The sequence below is a fragment of the Vibrio sp. 10N.286.48.B8 genome (assembly GCF_003050085.1).
Classification (GTDB): domain Bacteria; phylum Pseudomonadota; class Gammaproteobacteria; order Enterobacterales; family Vibrionaceae; genus Vibrio; species Vibrio crassostreae.
In genome coordinates, this window is record NZ_PIGD01000021.1 from 46,954 (window position 1) to 72,111 (window position 25,158).

23 protein-coding genes are annotated in these 25,158 nt (G+C 45.3%); 22 read left to right on the forward strand and 1 reads right to left on the reverse strand.

The genetic code is table 11. The features are described from left to right. The first annotated feature begins 362 nt into the window (after positions 1–362). The 11 genes from rpoE (at position 363) to acpS (ending at position 9,782) form a co-directional block, all read left to right on the forward strand. Positions 363–941: an RNA polymerase sigma factor RpoE gene (gene rpoE, locus CWO08_RS19810; RefSeq protein WP_008223963.1), complete on the forward strand. Its 579-nt coding sequence runs from the start codon at positions 363–365 to the stop codon at positions 939–941. Between the two features lie 26 nt (positions 942–967). Then, positions 968–1,591 carry an RseA family anti-sigma factor gene (locus tag CWO08_RS19815; protein WP_108020964.1) on the forward strand — a complete coding sequence of 208 codons (624 nt, stop codon included), beginning with the start codon at positions 968–970 and terminating at the stop codon, positions 1,589–1,591. After that, positions 1,588–2,550, forward strand: coding sequence for a sigma-E factor regulatory protein RseB (rseB, locus tag CWO08_RS19820; RefSeq protein ID WP_048605809.1), 963 nt, complete (start codon positions 1,588–1,590; stop codon positions 2,548–2,550). The genes CWO08_RS19815 and rseB overlap by 4 nt, the downstream gene beginning before the upstream one ends. Then, positions 2,547–3,017, forward strand: a complete 471-nt coding sequence (locus tag CWO08_RS19825) for a SoxR reducing system RseC family protein (protein WP_048605807.1) — start codon at positions 2,547–2,549, stop codon at positions 3,015–3,017. Before rseB ends, CWO08_RS19825 begins: the two co-directional genes overlap by 4 nt. Before the next feature lie 137 nt (positions 3,018–3,154). Further along, positions 3,155–4,948: a translation elongation factor 4 gene (lepA, locus tag CWO08_RS19830; RefSeq protein ID WP_048615653.1), complete on the forward strand. Its 1,794-nt coding sequence runs from the start codon at positions 3,155–3,157 to the stop codon at positions 4,946–4,948. 245 nt (positions 4,949–5,193) lie between these two features. After that, a complete protein-coding gene (gene lepB, locus CWO08_RS19835) occupies positions 5,194–6,090 on the forward strand; it encodes a signal peptidase I (RefSeq protein ID WP_048659399.1) in 897 nt (298 codons plus the stop codon). Between the two features lie 26 nt (positions 6,091–6,116). Then, complete coding sequence (rnc, locus tag CWO08_RS19840; protein WP_102478258.1) at positions 6,117–6,794, forward strand: ribonuclease III; 678 nt, start codon at positions 6,117–6,119, stop codon at positions 6,792–6,794. Next, a complete protein-coding gene (era, locus tag CWO08_RS19845) occupies positions 6,787–7,758 on the forward strand; it encodes a GTPase Era (RefSeq protein ID WP_017059042.1) in 972 nt (323 codons plus the stop codon). Before rnc ends, era begins: the two co-directional genes overlap by 8 nt. Before the next feature lie 102 nt (positions 7,759–7,860). Further along, entirely contained in the window at positions 7,861–8,589 is a 729-nt protein-coding gene (gene recO / locus CWO08_RS19850) for a DNA repair protein RecO (RefSeq protein WP_048659398.1), read from the forward strand. Then, entirely contained in the window at positions 8,586–9,323 is a 738-nt protein-coding gene (gene pdxJ, locus CWO08_RS19855) for a pyridoxine 5'-phosphate synthase (RefSeq protein WP_048659397.1), read from the forward strand. Before recO ends, pdxJ begins: the two co-directional genes overlap by 4 nt. Before the next feature lie 78 nt (positions 9,324–9,401). Beyond that, a complete protein-coding gene (gene acpS / locus CWO08_RS19860) occupies positions 9,402–9,782 on the forward strand; it encodes a holo-ACP synthase (protein ID WP_017059039.1) in 381 nt (126 codons plus the stop codon). Between the two features lie 105 nt (positions 9,783–9,887). On the opposite strand, the gene barA is transcribed toward acpS, so the two are convergent. Further along, positions 9,888–12,701, reverse strand: coding sequence for a two-component sensor histidine kinase BarA (barA, locus tag CWO08_RS19865; protein ID WP_108020965.1), 2,814 nt, complete (start codon positions 12,699–12,701; stop codon positions 9,888–9,890). 165 nt (positions 12,702–12,866) lie between these two features. Here barA and rlmD point away from each other — a divergent pair, with 165 nt between their 5' ends. From rlmD to CWO08_RS19925, 11 genes are all read left to right on the forward strand, one after another. After that, positions 12,867–14,186 carry a 23S rRNA (uracil(1939)-C(5))-methyltransferase RlmD gene (rlmD, locus tag CWO08_RS19875; protein ID WP_108020966.1) on the forward strand — a complete coding sequence of 440 codons (1,320 nt, stop codon included), beginning with the start codon at positions 12,867–12,869 and terminating at the stop codon, positions 14,184–14,186. A 135-nt stretch (positions 14,187–14,321) separates the two neighbouring features. Continuing rightward, a complete protein-coding gene (relA, locus tag CWO08_RS19880; protein WP_108020967.1) occupies positions 14,322–16,544 on the forward strand; it encodes a GTP diphosphokinase in 2,223 nt (740 codons plus the stop codon). A 229-nt stretch (positions 16,545–16,773) separates the two neighbouring features. After that, entirely contained in the window at positions 16,774–17,571 is a 798-nt protein-coding gene (mazG, locus tag CWO08_RS19885; RefSeq protein WP_108020968.1) for a nucleoside triphosphate pyrophosphohydrolase, read from the forward strand. A 150-nt stretch (positions 17,572–17,721) separates the two neighbouring features. Next, positions 17,722–19,362, forward strand: coding sequence for a CTP synthase (locus CWO08_RS19890; protein ID WP_017629586.1), 1,641 nt, complete (start codon positions 17,722–17,724; stop codon positions 19,360–19,362). A gap of 81 nt (positions 19,363–19,443) precedes the next feature. Then, a complete protein-coding gene (eno, locus tag CWO08_RS19895) occupies positions 19,444–20,742 on the forward strand; it encodes a phosphopyruvate hydratase (protein ID WP_017059033.1) in 1,299 nt (432 codons plus the stop codon). Between the two features lie 410 nt (positions 20,743–21,152). Beyond that, positions 21,153–21,434, forward strand: coding sequence for a cell division protein FtsB (gene ftsB, locus CWO08_RS19900; RefSeq protein WP_010435786.1), 282 nt, complete (start codon positions 21,153–21,155; stop codon positions 21,432–21,434). After that, the gene (gene ispD, locus CWO08_RS19905; protein WP_107899450.1) at positions 21,434–22,135 is read left to right on the forward strand and encodes a 2-C-methyl-D-erythritol 4-phosphate cytidylyltransferase; all 702 of its coding nucleotides are present in this window, start codon (positions 21,434–21,436) and stop codon (positions 22,133–22,135) included. Before ftsB ends, ispD begins: the two co-directional genes overlap by 1 nt. Positions 22,136–22,137: 2 nt before the next feature. Continuing rightward, the gene (gene ispF, locus CWO08_RS19910) at positions 22,138–22,617 is read left to right on the forward strand and encodes a 2-C-methyl-D-erythritol 2,4-cyclodiphosphate synthase (protein WP_004739053.1); all 480 of its coding nucleotides are present in this window, start codon (positions 22,138–22,140) and stop codon (positions 22,615–22,617) included. 22 nt (positions 22,618–22,639) lie between these two features. Then, the gene (gene truD / locus CWO08_RS19915; RefSeq protein ID WP_108020969.1) at positions 22,640–23,686 is read left to right on the forward strand and encodes a tRNA pseudouridine(13) synthase TruD; all 1,047 of its coding nucleotides are present in this window, start codon (positions 22,640–22,642) and stop codon (positions 23,684–23,686) included. A 77-nt stretch (positions 23,687–23,763) separates the two neighbouring features. Next, the gene (surE, locus tag CWO08_RS19920) at positions 23,764–24,507 is read left to right on the forward strand and encodes a 5'/3'-nucleotidase SurE (protein ID WP_048659389.1); all 744 of its coding nucleotides are present in this window, start codon (positions 23,764–23,766) and stop codon (positions 24,505–24,507) included. Then, positions 24,508–25,134, forward strand: coding sequence for a protein-L-isoaspartate(D-aspartate) O-methyltransferase (locus CWO08_RS19925; RefSeq protein WP_019826319.1), 627 nt, complete (start codon positions 24,508–24,510; stop codon positions 25,132–25,134). Positions 25,135–25,158: the final 24 nt, after the last annotated feature.

Genomic DNA, 25,158 nt, shown 5'->3' on the forward strand with positions numbered 1-25,158 from the left:
CGAGTTGTCCACTCTCAATTGACTTTGTCTTGTTTTAGGAGTTTGGGTAAGACTGTTATAATCTCTCCAGAGTCATCCTTAAACGCTATGCAAAATCAATATATAGACAGCTATCTAGAAATATTTAATTGCTCAATACCATTGCTTTTGCTCAAGTTTCCCCAAATTGATAGGGATAGCTATTTTTATTACATCACATTGTGAAACAATAATGGCAAATAATTTTAAGAAAGTTGGAACTTTCGGTATTTGGCTTAGTCACAATAGTGCTCTTGTAGACGGTGGTGTCAATACTACATTTCGCATAATTAGTACCCATATCTGCGAAGGTGAGGGTTATAACAATAGGAGTACCCGCTCGAATGAACGAGCAGCTAACCGATCAAGTGTTGATTGAGCGAGTTCAGAGTGGAGATAAGCAGGCATTTAACTTACTAGTGGTTAAGTATCAAAACAAAGTTTGTAATCTTATCTCTCGATACGTGAATAATTCCGGTGATGTACCTGATGTAGCACAAGAAGCTTTTATTAAAGCTTACCGCGCGATACCTAACTTTCGTGGCGAGAGTGCCTTCTATACATGGTTGTACCGAATTGCCGTGAACACCGCTAAAAATCATATCGTTGCCCAAAGCCGTAGGCCGCCAGCAACCGATGTAGATGCAGAAGATGCAGAATATTACGAAACAGGCAGCGCGTTAAAAGAAATATCGAACCCTGAGAACTTAACGCTGTCAAAAGAATTGAAACAAGTCGTTTTTGGAGCGATCGAAGCGTTACCAGAAGACTTAAAAACTGCAATGACGTTGCGTGAGCTCGAAGGTTTGAGCTACGAAGAGATTGCAGAAGTAATGGATTGCCCTGTAGGAACCGTACGTTCGCGTATTTTCCGAGCTCGTGAAGCAGTGGAAAAGAAAATCAAACCTCTTTTGCAACGCTAGAACTTGTAATAATTATGGTGAAAATAATGGCTGATAAAGAAAAGCTTTCGGCACTCATGGATGGTGAAACGATCGATAAAGCTCTCATTGTAGATCTTGAATCTGATCAAGAAAGCATGGATACCTGGCAGAGTTACCATTTAATTGGTGATGTTATGCGTGGGGATGCGCCAGAAACTCAAGATTGGAACATTGCTAACAATGTGGCAGCAGCGCTTGAAGCTGAGCCTATACATAGTGCAATGCCGAACCTGCACCAAGTGAATGTTGAACCTACCGTTGCTCCAATTGAAGAGCAGCCTAAACCTCAGCAAGCGAAGCGTCAGCTTCCGGCTTGGTTACAACAGTTTGGACAAGTTGCCGTAGCAGCGTGTGTTTCATTGGCGGTTGTATTAGGTGTTCAACAATATGGTGGCAGCGACCCTGCAGCTCCAGAGCAGTTGCCTGTACTCCAGACGATTCCATTTGCGGGTTCTGCGGAACCAGTAAGTTTAACGCGTGACTCTGTTGAGAAGCCGGCATCGGAAGCTAACTTGCAAGAGCAGCGTAAACGCGTTCATGCAATGCTAGAAGATTATGAGCTTCAGCTAAGACTAAACAGTGATGCATCGCCAATGCAAGATGCACATCTAGAATCGGACATTGAATGAAGAAAATCCTGGTCAGTGCACTGACACTGTTCAGCTTGATGTCTCCAACAGCCTTTGCAGAGGAAACCACTGCAAAGGCCTTGTTGCATCAAATGAACGAGGCCAGTCAGCATCTAAATTACGAACTCTCCTACATATTGATAAAGAAGAGCAGTATTGAACCTCTTGTTTATCGCCATGCAGTTAACGACGACCAACAACTTGCACACCTTGTTTACCTAAGCGGCCCTGTTCGTGAAGTCATTCGACGTGGCAATGAAGTTAGCTACATCGAACCGGGTACAGAGCCATTTACGATTCAGTCTGGCAGTATGGTTGCACCTGTTATTCCGATGATTAATAGAGATATCGAATCACTGAATCAGTACTACGACTTCGTAAAAGTTGGGCGCTCTCGTGAAGCGGGCAGCACTACTCAAGTACTGCGGGTCGTGCCGAAAGATGGCCTTCGCTATTCTTACGTGGTTTGGGTAGACGAGAAAACAAGCCTTCCTTTGCGTGCCGACCTTTTGGACCGTGATGGCGAAGTGCTTGAACAGTACCGCACTATCTCTTACGTGGTGAACGATAAAATTGCTGAGGCAATGGGTGGCTTGAACCAAGCTCAATTGCCGAAAGTTTTATCACTGCCGGAAGGCTTAGTGAGTGAAACTAACTGGCAAGCGTCTTGGATTCCTGAAGGGTTTAAGTCAAAAGAGCTTAGCCGCTATCAAATGGCTGCGACCGATAAAATGGTTGAAAGTCAGCTTTTCAGTGATGGATTGTTTAGCTTTTCGGTTTATATCGCTGAAAAAGACGAGCATTCATTGAAAGGGCAGCTAGTACGTCAAGGGCGTAGAACCTTGCACAGCTTAGTGATTGGCGACAAAGAGATCTCAGTGGTTGGTGACATTCCGCCGGCAACTGCAAAACGTATTGCTCAGTCAGTTACATTCAATAAATCGGTACAAGCGCAATGATGACCGCGCTGGCGACCGTTAGCTCGGTTGAACAAAAAGGTAAGCAATACTTTGTTCAATTGAGCTGCGAGCAACAAACCAGTTGCAGCAGTTGTTCTTCTCAAAAAAGCTGCGGAACAGGTATTGTGACTAAGGCTGTTGGCAATAAATCTTTGTTTTGGCAGCTTAAAACCAAAAGCTTAGTCAAAGCAGGACAAATCGTAGAAATTGGCTTTCCAGAAAAAAGCCTACTTCAGTCGGCGGCGATCGTTTATCTGATCCCACTTTTCATGTTGATGATTGGTGCTGGTTTTGGACAACTCTTGTTGCAACCCTTACTTCAAGGGGGCGAGGGCATTGTTATCTTAAGTGCAGCACTGTTTACTGCTGGTGGGATTGCCTTAGCGAAGCGGTTAGCCAAACCCATGGAAGACAAATCCAAGCAAGAAGTCGTCTTGATTCGAATCCTTGGTGAGTCTCTCGTCTAATTTATGATGCTTCTTGCCCTTAAATTGGGTAGAATCTGCCAACTTGATTGAAATGCCGCCACCAATGCTGACTGTAGATTGGACGTGTCGCGGCTTTCTTATTATCCCTATTCAAAGAGTTTAGTCACACCAAGCCTATGAAGCACATTCGTAATTTTTCGATTATCGCCCACATCGACCACGGTAAGTCGACCCTTTCTGACCGCTTAATCCAAGTTTGTGGAGGATTAAGTGAACGTGAGATGGCAGCTCAAGTCCTCGATTCTATGGATATAGAACGCGAGCGTGGTATTACAATTAAAGCGCAGAGTGTGACTTTAGATTACAAAGCTAAAGATGGTGAAACTTACCAACTTAACTTTATCGACACTCCTGGACACGTAGACTTCTCTTACGAAGTATCTCGTTCTCTAGCCGCTTGTGAAGGCGCGCTATTGGTTGTGGATGCTGGTCAAGGTGTTGAAGCACAAACTCTAGCAAACTGTTACACAGCAATCGAAATGGAGCTGGAAGTAGTGCCAATCTTGAACAAGATTGACCTACCAGCTGCTGAACCAGAGCGTGTTGCTGAAGAGATCGAAGAGATCGTTGGCATCGATGCGATGGAAGCGACTCGCTGTTCTGCTAAAACAGGTTTAGGCGTAGATGATGTTCTAGAAAACATCGTAACGGCTATCCCACCACCGGAAGGTGATCCTGAAGCGCCTCTACAAGCGTTGATCATTGACTCTTGGTTCGATAACTACCTTGGCGTAGTTTCTTTGGTTCGTATTAAAAACGGTAAGCTGAAGAAGAACGACAAGATTCGAGTAATGTCGACAGACCAAGTTTGGGGTGTTGACCGTCTAGGTATCTTCACGCCTAAGCAAATCGACACGACAGAGCTAAATACTGGCGAAGTAGGTTGGGTTGTTTGTGGTATTAAAGACATCCTAGGTGCACCAGTTGGTGATACGTTGACGCTTGCAAAAGGCGGCAGCACTGAACGTCTGCCTGGTTTCCAAAAAGTTAAGCCTCAGGTATACGCAGGTCTATTCCCTGTATCATCTGATGACTACGAAAACTTCCGTGACGCGTTAGGCAAGCTAAGCCTGAACGATGCGTCATTGTTCTTTGAACCAGAAAGTTCAGCAGCACTTGGTTTTGGTTTCCGTTGTGGCTTCTTAGGCATGCTTCACATGGAGATCATCCAAGAGCGTCTAGAGCGTGAATACGACCTAGACCTAATCACGACGGCACCAACAGTAGTGTATGAAGTTGTAAAAACAGATAAAACGGTTCTTTACGTTGATAGTCCGGCTAAACTGCCAGCGGTTAATGACCTAGAAGAAATTCGTGAACCAATTGCACGCTGTAATATCCTGGTACCTTCGGATTACCTAGGTAACGTAATCACACTGTGTGTAGAGAAGCGTGGCGTACAAGTAGACATGGTTTACCACGGTAATCAAGTTGCTGTGACGTACGATCTTCCTATGGCTGAAGTAGTTCTCGACTTCTTCGACCGTCTGAAGTCAACGTCTCGCGGTTACGCATCATTGGATTACAACTTCCAACGTTACGAGCCATCAAACATGGTACGTGTAGACGTATTACTGAATGGCGAAACGGTTGATGCTCTAGCGATCATTACGCACAAAGATATTGCTCAGTCTCGTGGTCGTCTACTGGTAGAGAAGATGAAAGAATTCATCCCTCGTCAGATGTTCGATATCGCGATTCAAGCAGCGATTGGTAACCACATCATTGCTCGTTCTACAGTAAAACAACTGCGTAAGAACGTAATCGCAAAATGTTACGGTGGTGATATCAGTCGTAAGAAGAAACTTCTTAAGAAACAAAAAGAAGGTAAGAAGCGTATGAAGCAGATCGGTAACGTTGAACTGCCTCAAGAAGCTTTCCTTGCAATCCTTCACGTTGGAAAAGACTAGGTATCAATCGCACTAACTATCTGCTGAATATTACTGGTTAAAATCGTTTATTTCTTTGTTGCAAAGATTGCAATTAGGCTCACTAGTCACTGCACTTTGCGCCTCGAACTAAACGATTTTTCCTGCGTAATCTTCCCAGCATTTAGTCAGCATGATTGATACAAATTAGAAATATTAAGCAGAGTGAAAGAGTTATGCTCTTTCACTTTCGTTATTTTTAAAGAAATGAAATTTAAGGGATATCAATGGCTAATACATTTTCGCTTATCTTAGTGATCGTAACTCTAGTGACCGGCATTGTATGGGCGTTGGAAAAGTTTGTGTGGGCGAAGAAGCGCCAGCAAAAGCTTGCTGACGTTGAAGCACAATCGAATGGCCTAGACGCTGAAACCAGCGCAAAAGTTACGGCTCAGCCTTGGTGGGTTGAGAACAGTGTGTCCATTTTCCCGGTAATTGCATTTGTTTTGATCTTGCGTTCATTCATCTATGAACCGTTTCAAATCCCATCAGGCTCGATGATGCCAACCCTTTTGGTTGGTGATTTTATCTTGGTAGAGAAGTACGCGTACGGTCTAAAAGACCCAGTATGGCGCACTCAATTGGTAGAAACAGGCAAGCCAGAACGCGGTGATTCAATCGTATTTAAGTACCCACCTCAGCCAAACATCGACTACATTAAGCGTGTTGTTGGTATGCCAGGTGACACTATTCGCTACAGCAGTCGTAAAGAGATCTGTATTCAGGCGAAGGGTACAAGTAGCTGTGAACCAGTGAAACTAAGTCACGTTGAAGAGAGCCAATTTATTCAAGATGGTGTGCCTCTGATTCAGCTGAATGAACAGCTTGGAGATGTTGAGCACCAAATTTTAGTTAACCCATTACGCCGTGATCGTGTGCAAGCATATCAGCCTCGCAATGGTGTTAACGAGTGGGTCGTTCCAGAAGGCCAGTACTTTGTGATGGGTGATAACCGTGATAACAGTGCTGATAGCCGTTACTGGGGCTTTGTCCCTGAAGCAAACCTTGTTGGTAAGGCCGTTGCTATTTGGATAAGCTTCGAATTCGAACGCGGTTCAGACAGTGTACTTCCAACATGGATTCCTACTGGTGTGCGTTTTAATCGCATCGGTGGGATTCATTAATCGATCAATTAACACATCGAGAGAGCATGAATTCTCCAATTGATAAACTAGAGAGAAAGATTGGCTATCAGTTTAATGATGCCGATCTTATCCACTTGGCGCTGACTCACCGCAGCGCCGCAGGTAAACATAATGAACGTCTTGAGTTTCTGGGCGATTCAATTTTAAGTTTTGTTATCGCTGATGATCTTTACCACCGTTTCCCTAAAGTAAACGAAGGTGATATGAGCCGCATGCGTGCAACATTAGTACGTGGTCATACATTGGCAGAACTAGGTCGTGAATTCGAACTAGGAGATTACTTAAAATTAGGTCCAGGTGAGTTGAAGAGTGGCGGTTTCCGTCGTGATTCTATTCTAGCGGATGCGGTTGAAGCGATCATCGGTGCTGTCTATTTAGATAGTGATACCGAGACGGTTCGCGGCATTATTTTAAGCTGGTACCGATCTCGCCTAGATGCTATTCAGCCTGGAGTATCTCAAAAAGATCCGAAAACTCGCCTACAAGAGTTTTTGCAAGGTCGAAGAAATCCTCTGCCTGTCTACACAGTGACTAATATTAAAGGTGAAGCACACAACCAAGAGTTTACGGTTGAGTGTGAAGTGGCAGGTGTGGATAAACCTGTTATCGGTAAAGGCACTAGCCGCCGCAAGGCAGAACAAGCGGCTGCTGAAACAGCATTAGAGCAACTAAGCAATGTCTGATAACAACCAAGATTTCGATATCGATGCATTCTTTTCATCTGATAGCAAAAAAACAGGCCTACCGGAAAACCAACACTGTGGCTTCATCGCTATTGTCGGTCGCCCAAACGTAGGTAAGTCGACGCTTCTGAACCATATTCTGGGTCAGAAGATTTCTATTACATCACGTAAACCACAGACGACACGTCACCGTATTATGGGCGTTGAAACTGAGGGTGATTACCAAGCGATCTTTGTTGATACTCCTGGACTTCATATTGAAGAAAAGCGTGCAATTAACCGCTTGATGAACCGTGCGGCGAACAGCTCACTGAGTGATGTGAATCTAGTATTCTTCCTTGTTGATGGTACTCACTGGACTGACGACGATGAGATGGTTCTGAATAAACTGAAGAAGACTGACTTCCCAGTTGTACTTTGCATCAACAAAGTAGATAACGTTCAAGACCGTACTAACGTGATGCAGCACATGATGGAAGTCTCTAAGAAGATGGACTTCATTGACGTTGTGCCAATCTCAGCGAAGCAAGGTAAAAACATTGATGTACTGCGTAAGCACGTACGTGAACATTTACCTAAAGCGACACACCACTTCCCGGAAGAATACGTGACAGATCGCTCGCAACGTTTTATGGCCTCTGAAATTATCCGTGAAAAGCTGATGCGCTTTACGGGTGATGAGCTACCGTACTCGGTAACGGTTGAAATTGAACGTTTCGATTACAACCCAGATAATGATGGCTTCCATATCAATGCACTGATTCTTGTTGAGCGTACAGGTCAGAAGAAAATGGTGATTGGTAAAGCGGGCGAGAAAATCAAAACGATTGGTCGTGAAGCGCGTATCGATATGGAAGAACTGTTCGGCCGTAAGGTTTACCTAGAGACTTGGGTTAAGGTTAAATCTGGCTGGGCTGATGATGAGCGTGCACTTCGCTCGTTAGGCTACATCGACGATCTATAATATATTGAACGTCACTTTCTGAGATTAAGAAAGTTGAACTGAAGATAAATCCAAGAGAGAGTGCGAACTCTCTCTTTTTGTATCTGTAATAAGGGTAAGTGATTGAGCGAAGGGTTACAGCGATGCTTTGTGTTGCACCGTCGACCATATAGTGAGTCGAGCCTGATCTTGGACGTCTTCAGTGAAGAGTTCGGTCGGGTGACGTTGATGTCTAAAGGTGCTCGCAGCAAGCGTTCCAATTTGAAAGGTGCACTACAACCATTTACGCCACTACTGCTTAAGTGGTCTGGTAATGGTTCGATGAAAACCTTACGCCAAGCTGAACCTATTAGCTTGGGGCTTCCTCTCGCCGGTATCAATCTGTATTCAGCCATGTATGTGAACGAGTTAATTGGTCGCGTATTGATGGCTGAAGTGCCGATGCCAGCACTTTTTCACGACTATCTTCATGCTTTAACAGAGCTGGCGCATAATGAAAACCCTGAGCCAGCACTGCGTCGCTTTGAGTTGGCTCTATTATCCGCTATGGGTTACGGCGTCGACTTTTTACACTGCGCGGGTACTGGCGAAGCGATTGATCCGAGCATGACTTATCGCTATCGAGAGCAGAAAGGTTTCATCGCTTCGGTGCGTCGAGACAACCTTACTTTTATGGGCGATGAACTAATCGCAATCAGTGAACGTAGGTTTATCACTAAAGAGCAGTTAAAAGCGGCAAAACGCTTTACACGCATAGCCTTAAAGCCGTATCTTGGCGGCAAACCATTAAAAAGTAGAGAGCTATTTATGCCAACAATAGCCCTCTCTAGAGCACGGAGTATTGGAAAATGAGCTCAATCCTTTTAGGCGTTAATATCGACCATATTGCAACACTACGTAATGCACGTGGTACTAAATACCCAGATCCAGTACACGCAGCTGAAATTGCTGAACGTGCGGGTGCTGACGGTATTACTATTCACCTGCGTGAAGACCGTCGTCATATCGTTGACCGCGATGTGCGTATTCTAGCTGAAACACTTCAAACTCGTATGAATTTGGAGATGGCAGTAACGGACGAGATGGTTCAAATTGCCCTCGATACTAATCCTGAGTTTGTTTGTCTGGTTCCAGAGAAGCGTGAAGAGCTGACCACTGAAGGTGGCTTGGACGTGGTTGGTCAACTTGAAAAGATCAAAGCGGCGACGGAAAAACTGTCTGCTGCTGGCATTAAAGTATCTCTGTTTATCGATGCTGACCGTGAGCAAATCGACGCAGCAAAAGCGTGTGGCGCACCGTTCATTGAACTGCACACTGGCCATTATGCCGATGCTAAAACAGAAGAAGACCAACAAGACGAGCTGAAAAAGATTGCTGCAGGCGCAAGCTACGCGGACGATCTTGGTATCACAGTCAATGCGGGTCATGGTCTGACTTACCACAACGTCGCACCGATTGCGGCTCTTCCAGAGATCTACGAGCTGAACATCGGCCACTCAATCATGGGACGTGCAGTGTTTGATGGTTTGAACAAAGCCGTTTCAGACATGAAAGCCGTGATGGAAACAGCGCGCAACAACGCTTAGTTTTCTAAACAGTAAGCGTTAAGTCTTAAGCGACTAATTAGTAGAATTAATAGATAGAAGTTTGGTAATAGGGTAAACATGGCTGTTGTTGGATTAGGTACAGATATCGCAGAAATTGAACGTGTTGAAAAGGCATTGTCACGAAGTGGTGACGCTTTTGCTCAGCGTATTTTGACCGATTCTGAATTTGAAGTATTCCAGCAACTGAAGCAAAAAGGGCGTTACCTTGCAAAACGTTTTGCTGCCAAAGAAGCGGCATCTAAGGCGTTAGGCACGGGGATCGCGCTGGGTGTGACCTTCCACGACTTTGAGATTTCAAACGATGAGCATGGTAAGCCAGTTCTGAGCCTGCATAAAAAAGCGCGTGAAATCGCAGAGGCGAATGGCACAACATCGATTCATCTGACTATCTCGGATGAGCGTCACTACGCTGTGGCAACGGTATTACTCGAATCGTAAACAGATTATCGCTACTTTATATCTAGTGCTCTTGGCTCTAGACAGAAAAAAGCAGAGCTTGTGAGCTCTGCTTTTTTATTGCCTTGAGTTTGAGGCTAAATCAATCTAGTCACTAGTTGGTTTCAAGTAGTGAATGGCCGTCGCTTGAACCTTATCTAGCTCATCTTGAAGCTCGAAAAGCTCCGGCTCAATGTCTTCAACAGAAGTACCAGAACGCAGCTCTTTCTCTATCGTCGCACATACCGACTTTAGCCTTGGTACGCCACTGTACGAACTGCTGCCATGCATCTTGTGGATAATGTGTATCAGCTCTTCAACTGGGTAGCCACTGTCTTCTATCGCTTTGTTTGCTGCCTCATAAACCTCCGGAATAAAGTCGACAAGCATTTGCAGCATATCGCGTGCGAGGTCTTCTTTATTGGCGGCTTGTCTCATCGCAGCTTGCCAATCAATGATGATGTTTTTGTGCACGCTGGCTTCAGTTTCTGACACTGGACCGTTATCGATTTCAGCAGAAACAGCAGGGTGGTCTGGATCTATTTTTTCGATGTGCTCAACCTCAGAGGTTGGGCTCCAATGAATCAGTACCTGCTGTAAAACATGCTCTTCAATGGGTTTGGTTAGATAGTCATCCATGCCTGCTTCGAGTAGTCGGTCACGTTCGCCAATCATTGCATGCGCGGTCACGGCAATCACAGGTGTGTTCGCATTATTAGCTAGCTTCTTAATGTTCTTACAAGCCGTCACACCGTCCATCTGTGGCATTTGAATATCCATGAAGATGATATCAAATTGAGTATCTGTCGCCTTGTCTATCGCCTGCTGACCACTGGTACAACTGATGACGGTTTCTACACGTTCTTTTAGCAACGCAGTGATCAGTTTAAGGTTGGCAGGGTTGTCGTCGACCGCCAATACAGTAAGCGGAAGCTTCTCTTCTGAGTGTGTTTCAATCGCTGGTGCAATCAAGGTTGGCGCCTGATTCGATACCAGAGTTTGCAGTAACTTCTTGCGAGAAAGAGGTTTAGTGATGCATTGAACATCGACCTCTTTCATTAGTTGCTCACCCAACGCTAGCTCGGTACTTGGTGTACCAATAATCACGTTTTGGGCAATCTTCTTCGCACCAATTGCCCAACCACTCACGGTATCAAATTGATATTCTTGGTTGGCGGCTAGGTTAAGCAAAACGTAGTCATACGAGGTGGTCTCGTCTGGCATTACTGAACGATACGTTACCACTAAGCCTTCTTGAGTTAGGATTTGCTGAGTAATCGATGCCGCTTGCATGTTTGGTTCGATCAGCAGCAGTTGTTTGTCTTGTAGACACTGAGTCTCAATCAGCTCTGTCATTGGCATATCAGTCGTTGATAGTCTCAACGTAAACCAGAAGGTTGACCCTTGATGTAGACGACTGGTTAGGCTGATCTCTCCGCCCATTTGGCTGACCAGTTTTTGGGTTATAACTAGACCTAAGCCTGTACCACCATAACGACGAGAGATACTTGCGTCGGCTTGGCTGAAGGCTTGGAACAGCTGAGCTTGTTGACGCTCCGAAATACCAATACCCGTATCGCGAACCATGAATTGCAGCTCAATGTTGTCTTCGCTTTGTGAGCGAAGCTCAACGCTGATATCAATGTTGCCGCGCTCGGTAAACTTGATTGAGTTGCCGACTAGGTTGGTCAGGATCTGTTGAATACGCAGTGGATCGCCCACCACGCCTGGCGGCACTTTAGGATCGATCTTCAGTGTCAGCTCTAGGCCTTTCTCATGAGCGTTGGTTGCTTGAAGGTTTACTACCTCTTCAAGGCTGGCTTGGAACTCAAATGGGATGTTCTCTAGGGCTAATTTACCGGCTTCAAGTTTCGAGAAGTCCAAGATATCGTTGATGATGCTAAGCAGGTTGTTTGCCGAGCGTTCAATGGTTTGTAGGTAATCGGTTTGGCTGTTCGATAGGTGAGTCTTAAGCATTTGACGAGTGAAGCCAATCACACCATTCAGAGGTGTTCTTAGTTCGTGAGACATATTCGCCAGGAATTCAGACTTAACACGAGCTGCTTCTTGAGCTCGTTTCTTCGCTATGTCTAACTCAACGTTTTGAATCTCTAATTGCTCAAGGGTTTCTCGCAAGTCTGATGTGGCTTGGTCGATACTGTGCTGCATCTCGACGTGATACTCTGACAACGATACCGCCATCGCATTGATGCCGTTTTTCAGTGAGTCTAGCTCACCATGCATTTTGCCTTCGATACGTACATCTAGGTGGCCTCGACGAATTCGGTCGACCATGTTTTTCATGTGTGTGATCGGTTGAGTCACATCGTGCATTAAGCGGAACGCAAACACGCCCGATAAACCAAGCCCGAGAATCAGAACTAAGAAGGCAGAGAACACTTCTTGATATTGCTGTAATCGAAGTGATGACAGATCTAACTCTATTGCAATATAGCCGATCGCTTGGTTGGCTTGAGACTGACCGTTGGCTGAGTTGATATATTGGCCTTCGGCGATGATCGGTGTCCGCAGAATCAGTGTGTTATCGAGTAAATCAGAAGAACTTAAATGCGGAATCGGTTTATCTTTTGGATAAGTCAGGCTTTCAAAGTCGGGGTGGAAGTTTGAGGTTACAAACAATTCATGACGTTCATCAAACACCGCGATACTACGCACCAGCTTAGAATTCTTTCGATGCGCATAGCTAATAAGCTGACGAACAGACTCTCGACTTTCGAGCTTCATGCCTGATTCACTCGCAATCGCAAGTGGCTCAATGATGCTAGTACCAGTGTTAACCACTTGCCCCTCAAGGTCTTGATAGCGGTTAAATGAGAAAAATGCACTCAATAGCAACCCAATAATCAGGGTTGGAGCTAGAGTTAAGGTAATTACACGGGCTCTTAAGCCATATCTGGTCATGTTCTTTAATTACATCGAGGTCTGGATATGGGAAAATAACGCACACAATGGCGGTTAAGTGAACGGTAAGCTTAATCAAAGCCGTGACGTTCGACAATGATTCCAAGACATAATAGTGAGTCCTGGATACCAATTACTTATTAAAAGATACATTAGGCACAAGCAATGGCACGTTTTTTCCAACCAAAAAAGAAAACTCAACTCGAGACCAAGCATCAATCGGTTTTGGTTGAACGAATGGATCACAATGGCGCTGGCATCGCTTATCAGAAGAATAAACCGGTTTTCATTGATGGCGCATTGCCAGGTGAGCAGGTGGTCATTCAACTTACTGAGAGCAAAAGTAAGTTTTCGCGAGCAAAGCTCATCAAATTGTTGAAGCCGAGCGAGCAGCGTTTAAAGCCATTTTGTAAACACTTTAATCAGTGTGGTGGTTGTCACCTTCAGCATCTCGGTTATTCTTCTCAGGTTGAGCATAAATCGCAATCTCTGACGCACCTGATGAGCCAATACCAAACGGCTAATACTGAAGTTGCACAACCTATTATTGGTGATGAAACCGGTTATCGACGTCGCGCACGTATCAGCCTATTTGTTGATAAGAAGACACAGCAGCTTCAATTCGGTTTCCGTAAGAAGCAGAGTAAGCAGATTGAAAACATCACCGACTGTGCCGTGCTTGATCCTCGCCTTAATGTATTGCTGCCAAAACTGAAAAATTTACTCAACACTTTCAACAGCCTTACGTCTTTAGGACACGTTGAATTGGTATTGGGCGATACTGGTCCTGTTATGGTGCTACGTCACCTTAAGCCTTTGGTTGAAAAAGATGAACAAGCGCTGATAGCGTTAGCAAAAGAAGAAGGCGCGACGCTGTACTCAATGCCTGAAACCGATAAGTTGGTTCGTTTAGTTGGTGATGCACCAGCCTATAGCGAAACTGGCGTGACTTTACCTTTTGAGCCAAACCACTTTATCCAAGTCAATCAGAAAGTGAACCAACAGATGGTGGCTCAAGCGATTGAGTGGCTAGAACCTCAAGCGGATGAGCGAGTGCTAGACCTGTTTTGTGGTCTAGGTAACTTCAGCTTACCTATCGCAAAACAATCGGCGTTTGTGGTTGGTGTAGAAGGCGTTGATGAAATGGTTCAGCAAGCCACATCTAACGCAGCGTTAAACCAGTTAAGCAATACCGAGTTTTACCAAGCTAATCTTGAAGAAGACTTATCTTCACAGCCTTGGGCAAAAGATAAATTCGAGAAAGTATTGCTTGACCCAGCACGTGCGGGAGCGAGTGGGATCGTTGATCAAATTTCAGCGTTGGGAGCGAAGCGTGTGGTTTATGTTTCGTGTAATCCTGCTACTCTAGCTAGAGATTCTGAGAGCTTAGAAAAACAAGGCTATCAATTAGCCAAGCTTGGTATGTTGGACATGTTCCCCCATACCAGTCATCTCGAATCGATGGCTCTCTTTATCAAGGCTTAGAGGCCTCTAAATAAGGCTTAAAAATGAATCACAAAGGCGCAGGGAAACTTGCGCTGATATCAATATGGTCGAACTAACTTGGAACCAGTTAGTCATATTGAATTGGGTATAAAACATAATAACTAGGAAGGCATGATGGTTGCGGTACGAAGCGCACATTTAAACCCAAGCGAGCAGTTTGAGCTAGAAAGTTGGATTGCGTCACTGAATCAAGACGCAAAAACCTCGAATAAACTGATCAAAGTTTATCGTCACTGTGAAGAGCTATTAAAAGATCACGAGCAAGCGTCGCTGTTGCTTTGGCGTGGCCGCGAGATGATCGAAATCTTGGTTACGCTGTCCATGGACCGTGCCACTTTAATTGCAGCACAACTTTTCCCCGTCGTCTCAAGCGGCGTTTTTGAGCGCGAAGCGTTTGAAGAGAGCTACGGTAAAGAAACCGTAAAGTTGATTGATGGCGTTGAAGAAATGGCGGCCCTTGGCCAGTTAAACGTGACTCTTGAAGGCAGCGCTGCCTCGGGTCAAGTTGATAACGTTCGCCGCATGCTATTGGCGATGGTGGATGACTTCCGTTGCGTAGTCATCAAACTCGCTGAGCGAATTTGTAATCTTATTGAGGTGAAAAAAGCGCCTGATGCTGTACGTCGCGCGGCAGCTAAAGAGTGTTCTAACATCTATGCTCCGCTCGCTAACCGTTTAGGTATTGGTCAGCTTAAGTGGGAAATCGAAGATTACGCATTCCGCTACCAACAGCCAGACACCTACAAGCAGATAGCTAAACAGCTGTCTGAGCGTCGTATCGTACGTGAACAATACATCACCGATTTCGTTGACGACTTAACGGCTGAAATGAAGCGTTCAAGCATCAATGCGGAAGTGAGCGGTCGACCAAAACACATCTACAGCATCTGGCGTAAAATGCAGAAGAAAGGCTTGGACTTCGATGAGCTCTTTGACGTGCGTGCGGTACGTATCATCGCCGACCAGCTTCAAGACTGCTATGCCGGCTTAGGTGTGGTTCATACCAAATACAAACATCTGCCAAGTGAATTTGATGACTATGTGGCGAACCCTAAGCCGAATGGTTACCAGTCTATTCACACCGTGGTTCTTGGCCCTGAAGGCAAGACCATTGAGATTCAGATCCGTACCAAGCAAATGCACGAAGACTCTGAGTTGGGTGTGGCTGCGCATTGGAAGTACAAAGAAGGCACTTCGAGTGGACGCAGTGGTTACGACGAGAAAATCACTTGGTTGCGTAAACTTATCGATTGGCAAGAAGAGATGTCGGATTCTGGCGAGATGCTGGATGAAGTTCGTAGCCAAGTATTCGATGATCGCGTATATGCCTTTACACCGCGCGGTGATGTGGTCGATTTACCTATGGGTGCAACCCCGTTGGATTTCGCTTACCACATCCACTCGATGGTTGGACACCGCTGTATCGGTGCCAAAGTAGCAGGCCGTATCGTCCCATTCACTCATAAATTATCGATGGGTGATCAGGTTGAAATTATCACTCAGAAAGAGCCGAACCCATCTCGTGATTGGCTGAACCCAACCACAGGTTTTGTTCATTCTGGTCGTGCTCGAGCCAAGATCAATGCTTGGTTCCGTGCGCAAAGCCGAGAGAAGAACCTCGAAGCGGGTCGTGACATCCTTGAGGTTGAACTAGCGAAAGTCGGTGCAACCTTAAAAGATGCAGACCAATACGCGCTAAGACGCTTTAACGTCAACACGCCAGATGAGCTTTATGCTGGTATCGGCAGTGGCGATTTGCGCATTAACCAAGTGGTCAATCACATCAATGCGTTGGTCAACAAGCCTACGGCGGAAGAGGAAGACAAGAAAGCGCTAGAGAAACTGCTTGAGTCGGAAAACAAGCCAGCACAACAGAGTCGTCCAAAGAAAGACGCGGTAGTGGTTGAGGGCGTTGATAACTTAATGACGCACCTAGCTCGTTGCTGTCAGCCAATCCCTGGTGATGTGATTAAAGGTTACATTACTCAAGGTCGTGGTATCTCAGTTCACCGTGCTGACTGTGAACAGTTGAGTGAGCTAAGCCTGCACGCACCAGAGCGTATTATTGATACAGTCTGGGGCAATGGCTTCGTCGGTTCTTACATCCTAACGCTGCGTGTTGAAGCACTGGAGCGTAATGGCTTGCTGAAAGACATCACCTCACTGTTCTCGAACGAGAAGATCAGCGTGACGACAATGAAGAGCCGCATCGACTATAAACGTCAGCTATCGGTAATGGATTTCGATTTGGAAGTGACCAATATTGAAATCTTGAGTCGCGTGACCAGCCGAGTCGAGCAAATCAAAGATGTAATGAGCGTCAAACGCTTGGGCTAAAATTCTCGTCATACTTGAAGCTGATGGCGTTGTTGACTGCGCGCACTCGCTCAATCACATAGGCAAGCTATGCTCAGGAGTCTCGCTTGCTTGTCGCCTAGCCACAGTTTCAATTATTTAGAGAATTAGACAGTATCAAGAAAGGTGAGTGGTTTTAGCTGCTCGCCTTTTTTAGTTTTAACAGAAGTATTAAATTTGAAAATCAAAGACAGTGAATAGGAAGAAAACGATGAACCACCCGATTGAACAACTTGAACAGATTATGGCTAAGCTGCGCGATCCTGAAGGTGGTTGTCCTTGGGATTTGAAACAAAATTTTGAAACAATTGTGCCGCATACTATCGAAGAAACTTATGAGGTGGTGGACGCGATTTACAACAAAGATTGGCCGAACCTACAAGAAGAGCTAGGTGACCTGCTGTTTCAGGTGATTTTCTACAGTCAGCTCGCGAAAGAGCAGGGGCTGTTTGAGTTTTCTGATGTGGTTGATGGCATCAATGAGAAGCTAACGCGCCGTCATCCTCATGTATTTTCTGATACCGAGTTTGCCAATGATGAAGAAATTAATGCCAACTGGGAAGCTGAAAAAGCCAAAGAAAAAGCACAGGCAGGCAAAACTCAAGAAAGTATTCTAGACTCAATACCAAACTCTCTACCCGCGCTTTCTCGTGCTACAAAGATTCAAAAACAGGTAGCGAAATATGGCTTCGATTGGGACTCTATTGGCCCAGTGGCTAATAAGGTTTTAGAGGAAGTCGATGAGGTGCTAGAAGAAGCGTTTCAAGTCACGCCAAATGAAGATTTGGTTGAAGAAGAGTTGGGTGATTTGCTGTTTGCGACGGTCAATTTGGTGCGACATTTGGGTAAAAATCCAGAGTCGGCTTTAAATAAAGCCAATCTGAAGTTCTCACGTCGCTTTAAAGGGGTGGAACAAAAAGTTCGTCAGCAAGATAAAATTTTGACCGATTTTTCACTACAACAGCTTGATTCCATGTGGGATGAAGTCAAAGTGGCGGAGAAAAGATAACCAAAGCTTTTATCATGAATTGATTTGAAGCAAAAAATAAAAAATAGCAGTGTGATAGATTTCACGTTGTGGCGATAAGGGGCTTCTGGTATATTTTCATCCCGTCCAGAAGTAGTCCATTTCCCTCATTCAACCAATTTCAGGTTAAACATGACGACAAATTACATTTTTGTTACTGGCGGGGTTGTATCCTCTCTAGGTAAAGGTATTGCTGCAGCATCTCTTGCGGCTATTTTAGAAGCTCGTGGTCTTAAAGTGACTATGATGAAGCTTGACCCTTACATCAACGTTGATCCAGGCACTATGAGCCCGACTCAGCACGGTGAAGTGTTCGTTACGGAAGATGGCGCTGAAACTGACCTTGACCTTGGTCACTATGAGCGATTCATTCGCACCAAGATGACTAAGCGTAACAACTTCACTGCAGGTCGTGTTTACTCAGACGTACTCGCTAAAGAGCGTCGCGGTGATTACCTAGGTGCAACTATTCAGGTTATCCCACACATCACTAACTCTATCAAAGAGCGTGTAATTTCTGGCGCAGCTGGCCACGATATCGCGATCGTTGAAGTTGGTGGTACGGTTGGTGATATCGAATCTCTACCATTCATGGAAGCGATTCGTCAGCTAGCAGTCGAACTAGGCCGTGAACGCGCAATGTTCATGCACCTTACTCTAGTGCCATACCTAGCAGCTGCGGGCGAAGTGAAAACTAAGCCGACGCAACACTCTGTAAAAGAGTTGCTGTCTATTGGTATTCAGCCAGACATCCTAGTTTGTCGTTCAGACCGCAACATTCCTTCGAACGAGCGTAAGAAAATTGCTCTGTTCTGTAATGTGCAAGAAAATGCAGTTATTTCTATGCGCGATGTTGACTCTATCTACAAGATCCCTCAGCTTATTAAAGCTCAAGGCACTGATGAACTTGTATGTAAGCGTTTCGGCATCACAGCTCCAGAAGCAGATCTGTCTGAATGGGAACAAGTAATTTACGAAGAAGCTAACCCAACGGGTGAAGTGACGATTGGTATGGTTGGTAAGTACATTGAACTACCAGATGCATACAAATCAGTAAATGAAGCGCTAAAACACGCAGGCTTGAAAAACCGCCTAAGCGTTAATATTAAATACGTAGATTCACAAGACGTTGAGTCTCGTGGTGTAGAAGTTTTAGAAGGCCTAGATGCAATCCTAGTTCCTGGTGGCTTTGGTGACCGTGGTGTTGAAGGTAAGATTCTTGCTGCTCAATACGCTCGTGAAAACAAAGTACCGTACTTAGGTATCTGTCTAGGTATGCAAGTAGCGCTTATCGAGTACGCTCGTAACGTTGCGAAAATGGAAGGGGCACACTCTTCTGAATTCTGTACTGAAACTAAGTACCCAGTAGTTGGTCTTATCACTGAGTGGACTGATGGCGAAGGTAAAGTTGAAGAGCGTACAGAATCATCTGACCTAGGCGGCACAATGCGTCTTGGTTCACAGCTTTGTCACCTAGCGAAAGGGACTAAAGCTTACGAATTATACGGTAGCGCGACGATCCATGAACGTCACCGTCACCGTTACGAAGTAAACAACAATCTTCGTCCACAAATCGAAAAAGCGGGCCTAAAAGTATCGGGTCTATCTGCGGACAAGAAACTGGTTGAAGTTATTGAGAACCCGAACCACCCATGGTTTGTTGCTGCTCAATTCCACCCAGAGTTCACTTCAACACCTCGCGATGGTCACCCATTGTTTGCAGGTTTCGTTAAAGCGGCTGGTGAGTTCCAGCGCGGCGAGTTAGAAAAGTAAAAAGGAATACAGGTAGCTGCGTAAGTTGTGCTGCTACCTTTAAATTTGACATTTATATATTCAACGAGAAGGAAACATTCAATGTCTAAGATCGTTAAAGTTCTAGGTCGTGAAATCATCGATTCACGTGGTAACCCAACTGTAGAAGCTGAAGTACACCTAGAAGGCGGTTTCGTAGGTATGGCTGCTGCTCCATCTGGCGCATCTACTGGTTCTCGCGAAGCTCTTGAGCTACGTGACGGCGACAAATCACGTTTCCTAGGTAAAGGTGTTCTTAAAGCTATTGAAGCTGTAAACGGCCCAATCGCTGAAGCTCTAGTTGGTACTGACGCTAAAGCACAAGCTGACGTTGACCAAATCATGCTTGACCTAGACGGTACTGATAACAAGTCTAAGTTCGGCGCGAACGCTATCCTAGCTGTATCTCTAGCTAACGCAAAAGCTGCTGCTGCTGCGAAAGGCATGCCTCTATACGAGCACATCGCTGAGCTAAACGGTACTGCTGGTCAGTTCTCTATGCCTCTACCAATGATGAACATCATCAACGGTGGTGAGCACGCAGATAACAACGTTGACATCCAAGAGTTCATGATCCAACCAGTTGGCGCTAAAACTCTTAAAGAAGGTCTACGTATCGGCGCTGAAGTATTCCACAACCTAGCTAAAGTTCTTAAGTCTAAAGGCTACAGCACTGCAGTTGGTGATGAAGGTGGTTTCGCTCCTAACCTTAAGTCTAACGCTGAAGCTCTAGAAGTTATCGCAGAAGCTGTTGCAGCTGCTGGTTACGAACTAGGTAAAGACGTTACTCTTGCTATGGACTGTGCAGCATCTGAGTTCTTCGACAAAGAAGCTGGCATCTACAACATGAAGGGCGAAGGTAAAACTTTCACTTCTGAAGAGTTCAACCACTACCTAGCTGAGCTAGCGAACAACTTCCCAATCGTTTCTATCGAAGACGGTCTTGACGAGTCAGATTGGGATGGCTTCAAGCACCAAACTGAACTTCTAGGCGACAAGCTTCAAATCGTTGGTGACGATCTGTTCGTTACAAACACTAAGATTCTTGCTGAAGGTATCGAGAAAGGCGTAGCTAACTCTATCCTTATCAAGTTCAACCAAATCGGTTCTCTAACAGAGACTCTAGCTGCTATCAAGATGGCTAAAGACGCTGGCTACACTGCAGTAATCTCTCACCGTTCTGGCGAAACTGAAGATGCAACTATCGCTGATCTAGCGGTAGGTACAGCTGCAGGTCAAATCAAAACTGGTTCTATGAGCCGTTCTGACCGTGTTGCTAAGTACAACCAACTTATCCGTATCGAAGAAGCTCTAGGTTCTAAAGCTCCTTACAACGGTCTTAAAGAAGTTAAAGGTCAATAATTCGTCCTATTTGGCACTGTAGCTGCGTTAACTGCAGAAGATTCACTAAGTCACATAGGAAACTATGCTCCATAGCTGAATCTTCTTTGTTGCCTTGCTACAGCACCAACTAGTTAGAATTATGCACTAATGCTTTTAAATGCCTCGCTTATGCGGGGCATTTTTTTGTCTGCAAAAAGGTGAAGAAAAGAAGCTCTAGGTTATATAGCTTTCTTTTTGATACCGAAAGTTCGTCATTCCCTAGACTGACGAAGGAAGGAGTAGGGAATCTCATTGTTGTCCTTACCTATCCCGACAATAATTCCCCGACTTATTGATTCCCTGACACCACATATCTCGCACCAATAAGCTCATTATGGTATATATGTGCCTTATTCTAGTTCCTTCTTTTTCAACCGGCGAAAGGTGTTATGCGAATTTTTGCTTTAGTACTGCTCATAGTGTTTGGCTGGCTACAACACACACTGTGGCTCGGTAAAAATGGTATTTCTGATTACTACGGTGTGAACAACGAAATCCAAGTTCAACAGCAAGTGAATGAAAAGCTGCATATTCGAAATGCAGAAATGTTTGCTGAAATTGACGATCTACGCCAAGGCTTAGACGCGATAGAAGAACGCGCACGTCATGAGCTTGGAATGGTCAAAGAAGGCGAAACGTTTTATCGCATCATTGGTGAGGAATCCCATTAATGTCGACTCAACTTCAAAGCGTGATTGCTGTTGTACCTGCAGCGGGCGTCGGTAGCCGAATGAAGGCAGACCGCCCTAAGCAATACCTCGAGATTCACGGCAAAACAATTTTAGAGCACACCGTTGAGAAATTACTGTCTCACCCTCAAGTCGCTCAAATTGTCGTTGCGATCAGTGATGATGACCCATACTACCCTGAGCTAGCACTCAACCAGAATCCACAAGTGATCAGAGTGTCAGGCGGAAGCGAGAGAGCAGACTCTGTACTCTCTGCGCTAAACTATATCGCTGAGCAGCAGCTTAGTGATTGGGTAATGGTTCACGATGCGGCAAGGCCGTGTGTTCAGCTAAGTGATATCGACAAGCTAATTTCCGGCGCGATGAGCCATGATGTCGGGGCTATTTTAGCGGCTCCAGTTCGTGACACGATGAAGCGAGGTGCTCAAGGGCAGATCGAGCATACCGTTGAGCGAGCGGATTTATGGCATGCACTTACGCCGCAAATGTTCAGAGCAAAGCCTCTGTGGAAGGCATTAAGTGAGGCGTTGCAACATGGCGCTTCAATTACTGATGAAGCTTCAGCCTTTGAATGGAAAGGTTTATCGCCGGCTTTAGTGGCTGGGCGCTCAGATAATTTTAAGATTACTCAGCCTGAAGATTTAGCGCTTGCTGAGTTCTATTTAAGTCAGAATAAGGAATAATGATGATTCGTATTGGCCATGGCTTTGATGTACATAAGTTTGGTGGTGAAGGTCCGGTAATTATTGGTGGTGTGAGCATCCCTTACGAACAAGGTCTTATCGCACATTCAGATGGTGACGTTGCCCTTCATGCTTTGTGTGACGCTCTGTTAGGTGCGATCGCAGCGGGCGATATTGGTCGTCATTTCCCTGATACTGATGACGAATGGAAAGGCGCGGATAGCCGTGAACTACTGAAAGATGTTTACCGTCGAGTAAAAGAACAAGGTTACGTGATTGGTAATGCCGATATTACTATCATGGCGCAAGCTCCAAAGATGGCCCCTCATATAGACTCTATGTGCCAAGCTATTGCTCAAGACCTAGAAACCAGCATTAGCAATGTGAATGTAAAAGCGACGACTACTGAGCGTTTAGGTTTTACTGGTCGCAAAGAGGGCATCGCATGTGAAGCGGTGGTCCTAATAACTAAAAGTGCGTAAGCACCAACACGAAAAGAACAGCATGTCAGATATTTTATCTTCATTGGCTTATCTAAACGGTAAACCAACTGCGAAAGCAAAACTAAAAGCAAAAGCCGAACACTTTGTCGTTAATGAAGACTTGGGTTTTGAGTTTACTGGTGAAGGCGAGCACCTAATGGTTCGTATTCGTAAAACTGGTGAAAACACGAGTTTCGTAGCAAACGAGCTGGCTAAAGCTTGCGGTGTTAAGTCGAAAGACGTGAGCTGGGCGGGTTTGAAAGACCGTCACGCTGTGACAGAGCAGTGGTTGAGCGTCCACCTACCGAAAGGTGAGCCTGACTTTTCAGCGTTCTTAGCACAATACCCAAGTATTGAAATCCTAGCGACAGCACGTCATAACAAAAAGTTACGTCCGGGCGATTTAGTTGGCAACCAATTTGAGTTGACCTTGTCTGAAGTAACGGATTGTGAAGATGTGGTAAAGCGTTTGGAAAAAGTCGCTCAAGTGGGCGTGCCAAACTACTTTGGTACTCAGCGTTTTGGTAATGAAGGTAACAACCTATCTGAAGCTCGTCGTTGGGGCCGCGATAACGTTCGTACTCGTAACCAGAATAAACGCAGCTTGTATCTTTCTGCGGCTCGCTCGTGGATTTACAACTTGATCCTTTCAGACCGTATTGAGCAAGATGTGTTTGCATCGGCATTGGTTGGCGATATCGTAGTGAAAGACGGTGCTCAACTAACGGTAACGGCTGAAAACCTTGAAGCTGTAAAGCAAGATATCGCGAATGGTACTGCATTGGTGACTGTGGCTTTGGCCGGAGATAACGCTTTGCCAACAACAGATGAGTCTCAAGCTTTAGAGCAGAAACACCTTGATGCTGAACCGGATTTGATGGCTCTAATTCGTGGTAATCGCATGCGTCATGACCGCCGTGAAGCGTCACTGAAACCTACTGATCTAACGTGGGAAGTGAGTGAAGATAATGTCACTCTGAAGTTCTCTCTTGATGCAGGCTGCTTTGCGACGGCTATCGTTCGTGAATTGGTTGAAGAAGTACACGTAGAGAGAAGCTACGAGCAGTAATGATTCTGCTTGGCACTAAGTGACTTAATATTGGAATTTAAGTCACTTAGCACTGGAATATGAAGAAAGGATACAGAATGAAGATTTTACTCAGCAACGATGATGGTGTGCATGCTCAAGGTATTCATGAGCTAGCAGATGAACTACGTGATCTTGCTGAAGTTATCATTGTGGCACCTGACCGTAATCGTTCAGGCGCTTCAAATTCATTAACTTTAGAACAGCCTTTACGCGTTCAAGAGATTGCTGAAAATACCTATTCGGTACAAGGAACACCGACCGACTGTGTGCATTTTGCGTTAAACGAACTGCTAAAGAATGACATGCCTAATCTGGTATTAACGGGCATTAATCACGGTGCTAACCTTGGTGATGACGTGCTTTATTCAGGTACGGTAGCAGCAGCAATGGAAGGGCACTTTCTAGGCGTTCAATCGGTGGCGTTTTCGTTGGTGGGTAAAAAACATTTTAAGACAGCGGCAGCGATTGCTCGTCGTATTGTCGAACAACATTTAGCAAACCCAATCCCGACCAATCGCTTATTGAACGTGAACGTTCCTGATTTAGCCTTAGAACAACTGTCTGGTACTCAGGTGACACGCTTAGGTGCTCGTCATCACTCTGAAGATATGATTAAGCAAAAGGACCCTCGTGGTCACGATATCTATTGGCTCGGCCCTCCGGGCAAAGAGCAAGATGCCGGCGAAGGTACCGATTTTTACGCAATCGAGCATGGCTTTATATCGGTAACACCGTTACAAGTTGATCTAACGGCACACGAGTCGTTAGGTGCGATGACAACATGGTTAGGGGAGAAGTAAGTGAGCAATCCACAAGCCGAGCGCTTAATTACTTTTCTGATTGAAAATGGCATCCGAGATCAAAAGGTTCTTGATGCTATTTATCAACTGCCGAGAGAGAGCTTTTTATCACAGGCGATGTACCATCAAGCTTATGACAATAATGCGCTGCCGATCGGACAGGGTCAGACAATCTCCCAACCATACATTGTTGCCAAAATGACAGAGCTGCTTGAGTTACAACAAGATAGCCGCGTTTTGGAGATCGGAACGGGTTCAGGCTACCAAACCGCGGTATTGGCTCAGCTTGTTGATCATGTCTATTCGGTTGAAAGAATAAAGTCGCTACAATGGGATGCTAAACGCAGGTTGAAGCAACTCGATTTCTACAATATTTCAACTAAGCACGGTGATGGTTGGCAAGGGTGGTCTTCAAAGGCGCCTTTTGATGCGATTATTGTTACCGCTGCTGCAGAGTCGATTCCTCAAGCGCTTCTGCAACAGCTGAAAGATGGCGGTCGTTTACTGATTCCTGTTGGGGATGATGAACAACAACTGTTGAAGATCGTTCGTCACGGCGATGAATTTTTGTCGAGTGTTATCGAAATGGTGAGATTTGTACCTCTTGTTCCTGGTGAACTAGCTTAATAACAAGACTAATGGTGTAGGTGG

Bases quoted from the DNA above. Each gene is read 5' to 3' on its own strand.
- rpoE (WP_008223963.1), top strand. From the start codon at position 363: ATGAACGAGCAGCTAACCGATCAAGTGTTGATTGAGCGAGTTCAGAGT.
- CWO08_RS19815 (WP_108020964.1), top strand. From the start codon at position 968: ATGGCTGATAAAGAAAAGCTTTCGGCACTCATGGATGGTGAAACGATC.
- rseB (WP_048605809.1), top strand. From the start codon at position 1,588: ATGAAGAAAATCCTGGTCAGTGCACTGACACTGTTCAGCTTGATGTCT.
- CWO08_RS19825 (WP_048605807.1), top strand. From the start codon at position 2,547: ATGATGACCGCGCTGGCGACCGTTAGCTCGGTTGAACAAAAAGGTAAG.
- lepA (WP_048615653.1), top strand. From the start codon at position 3,155: ATGAAGCACATTCGTAATTTTTCGATTATCGCCCACATCGACCACGGT.
- lepB (WP_048659399.1), top strand. From the start codon at position 5,194: ATGGCTAATACATTTTCGCTTATCTTAGTGATCGTAACTCTAGTGACC.
- rnc (WP_102478258.1), top strand. From the start codon at position 6,117: ATGAATTCTCCAATTGATAAACTAGAGAGAAAGATTGGCTATCAGTTT.
- era (WP_017059042.1), top strand. From the start codon at position 6,787: ATGTCTGATAACAACCAAGATTTCGATATCGATGCATTCTTTTCATCT.
- pdxJ (WP_048659397.1), top strand. From the start codon at position 8,586: ATGAGCTCAATCCTTTTAGGCGTTAATATCGACCATATTGCAACACTA.
- acpS (WP_017059039.1), top strand. From the start codon at position 9,402: ATGGCTGTTGTTGGATTAGGTACAGATATCGCAGAAATTGAACGTGTT.
- barA (WP_108020965.1), bottom strand. From the start codon at position 12,701: ATGACCAGATATGGCTTAAGAGCCCGTGTAATTACCTTAACTCTAGCT.
- rlmD (WP_108020966.1), top strand. From the start codon at position 12,867: ATGGCACGTTTTTTCCAACCAAAAAAGAAAACTCAACTCGAGACCAAG.
- relA (WP_108020967.1), top strand. From the start codon at position 14,322: ATGGTTGCGGTACGAAGCGCACATTTAAACCCAAGCGAGCAGTTTGAG.
- mazG (WP_108020968.1), top strand. From the start codon at position 16,774: ATGAACCACCCGATTGAACAACTTGAACAGATTATGGCTAAGCTGCGC.
- CWO08_RS19890 (WP_017629586.1), top strand. From the start codon at position 17,722: ATGACGACAAATTACATTTTTGTTACTGGCGGGGTTGTATCCTCTCTA.
- eno (WP_017059033.1), top strand. From the start codon at position 19,444: ATGTCTAAGATCGTTAAAGTTCTAGGTCGTGAAATCATCGATTCACGT.
- ftsB (WP_010435786.1), top strand. From the start codon at position 21,153: ATGCGAATTTTTGCTTTAGTACTGCTCATAGTGTTTGGCTGGCTACAA.
- ispD (WP_107899450.1), top strand. From the start codon at position 21,434: ATGTCGACTCAACTTCAAAGCGTGATTGCTGTTGTACCTGCAGCGGGC.
- ispF (WP_004739053.1), top strand. From the start codon at position 22,138: ATGATTCGTATTGGCCATGGCTTTGATGTACATAAGTTTGGTGGTGAA.
- truD (WP_108020969.1), top strand. From the start codon at position 22,640: ATGTCAGATATTTTATCTTCATTGGCTTATCTAAACGGTAAACCAACT.
- surE (WP_048659389.1), top strand. From the start codon at position 23,764: ATGAAGATTTTACTCAGCAACGATGATGGTGTGCATGCTCAAGGTATT.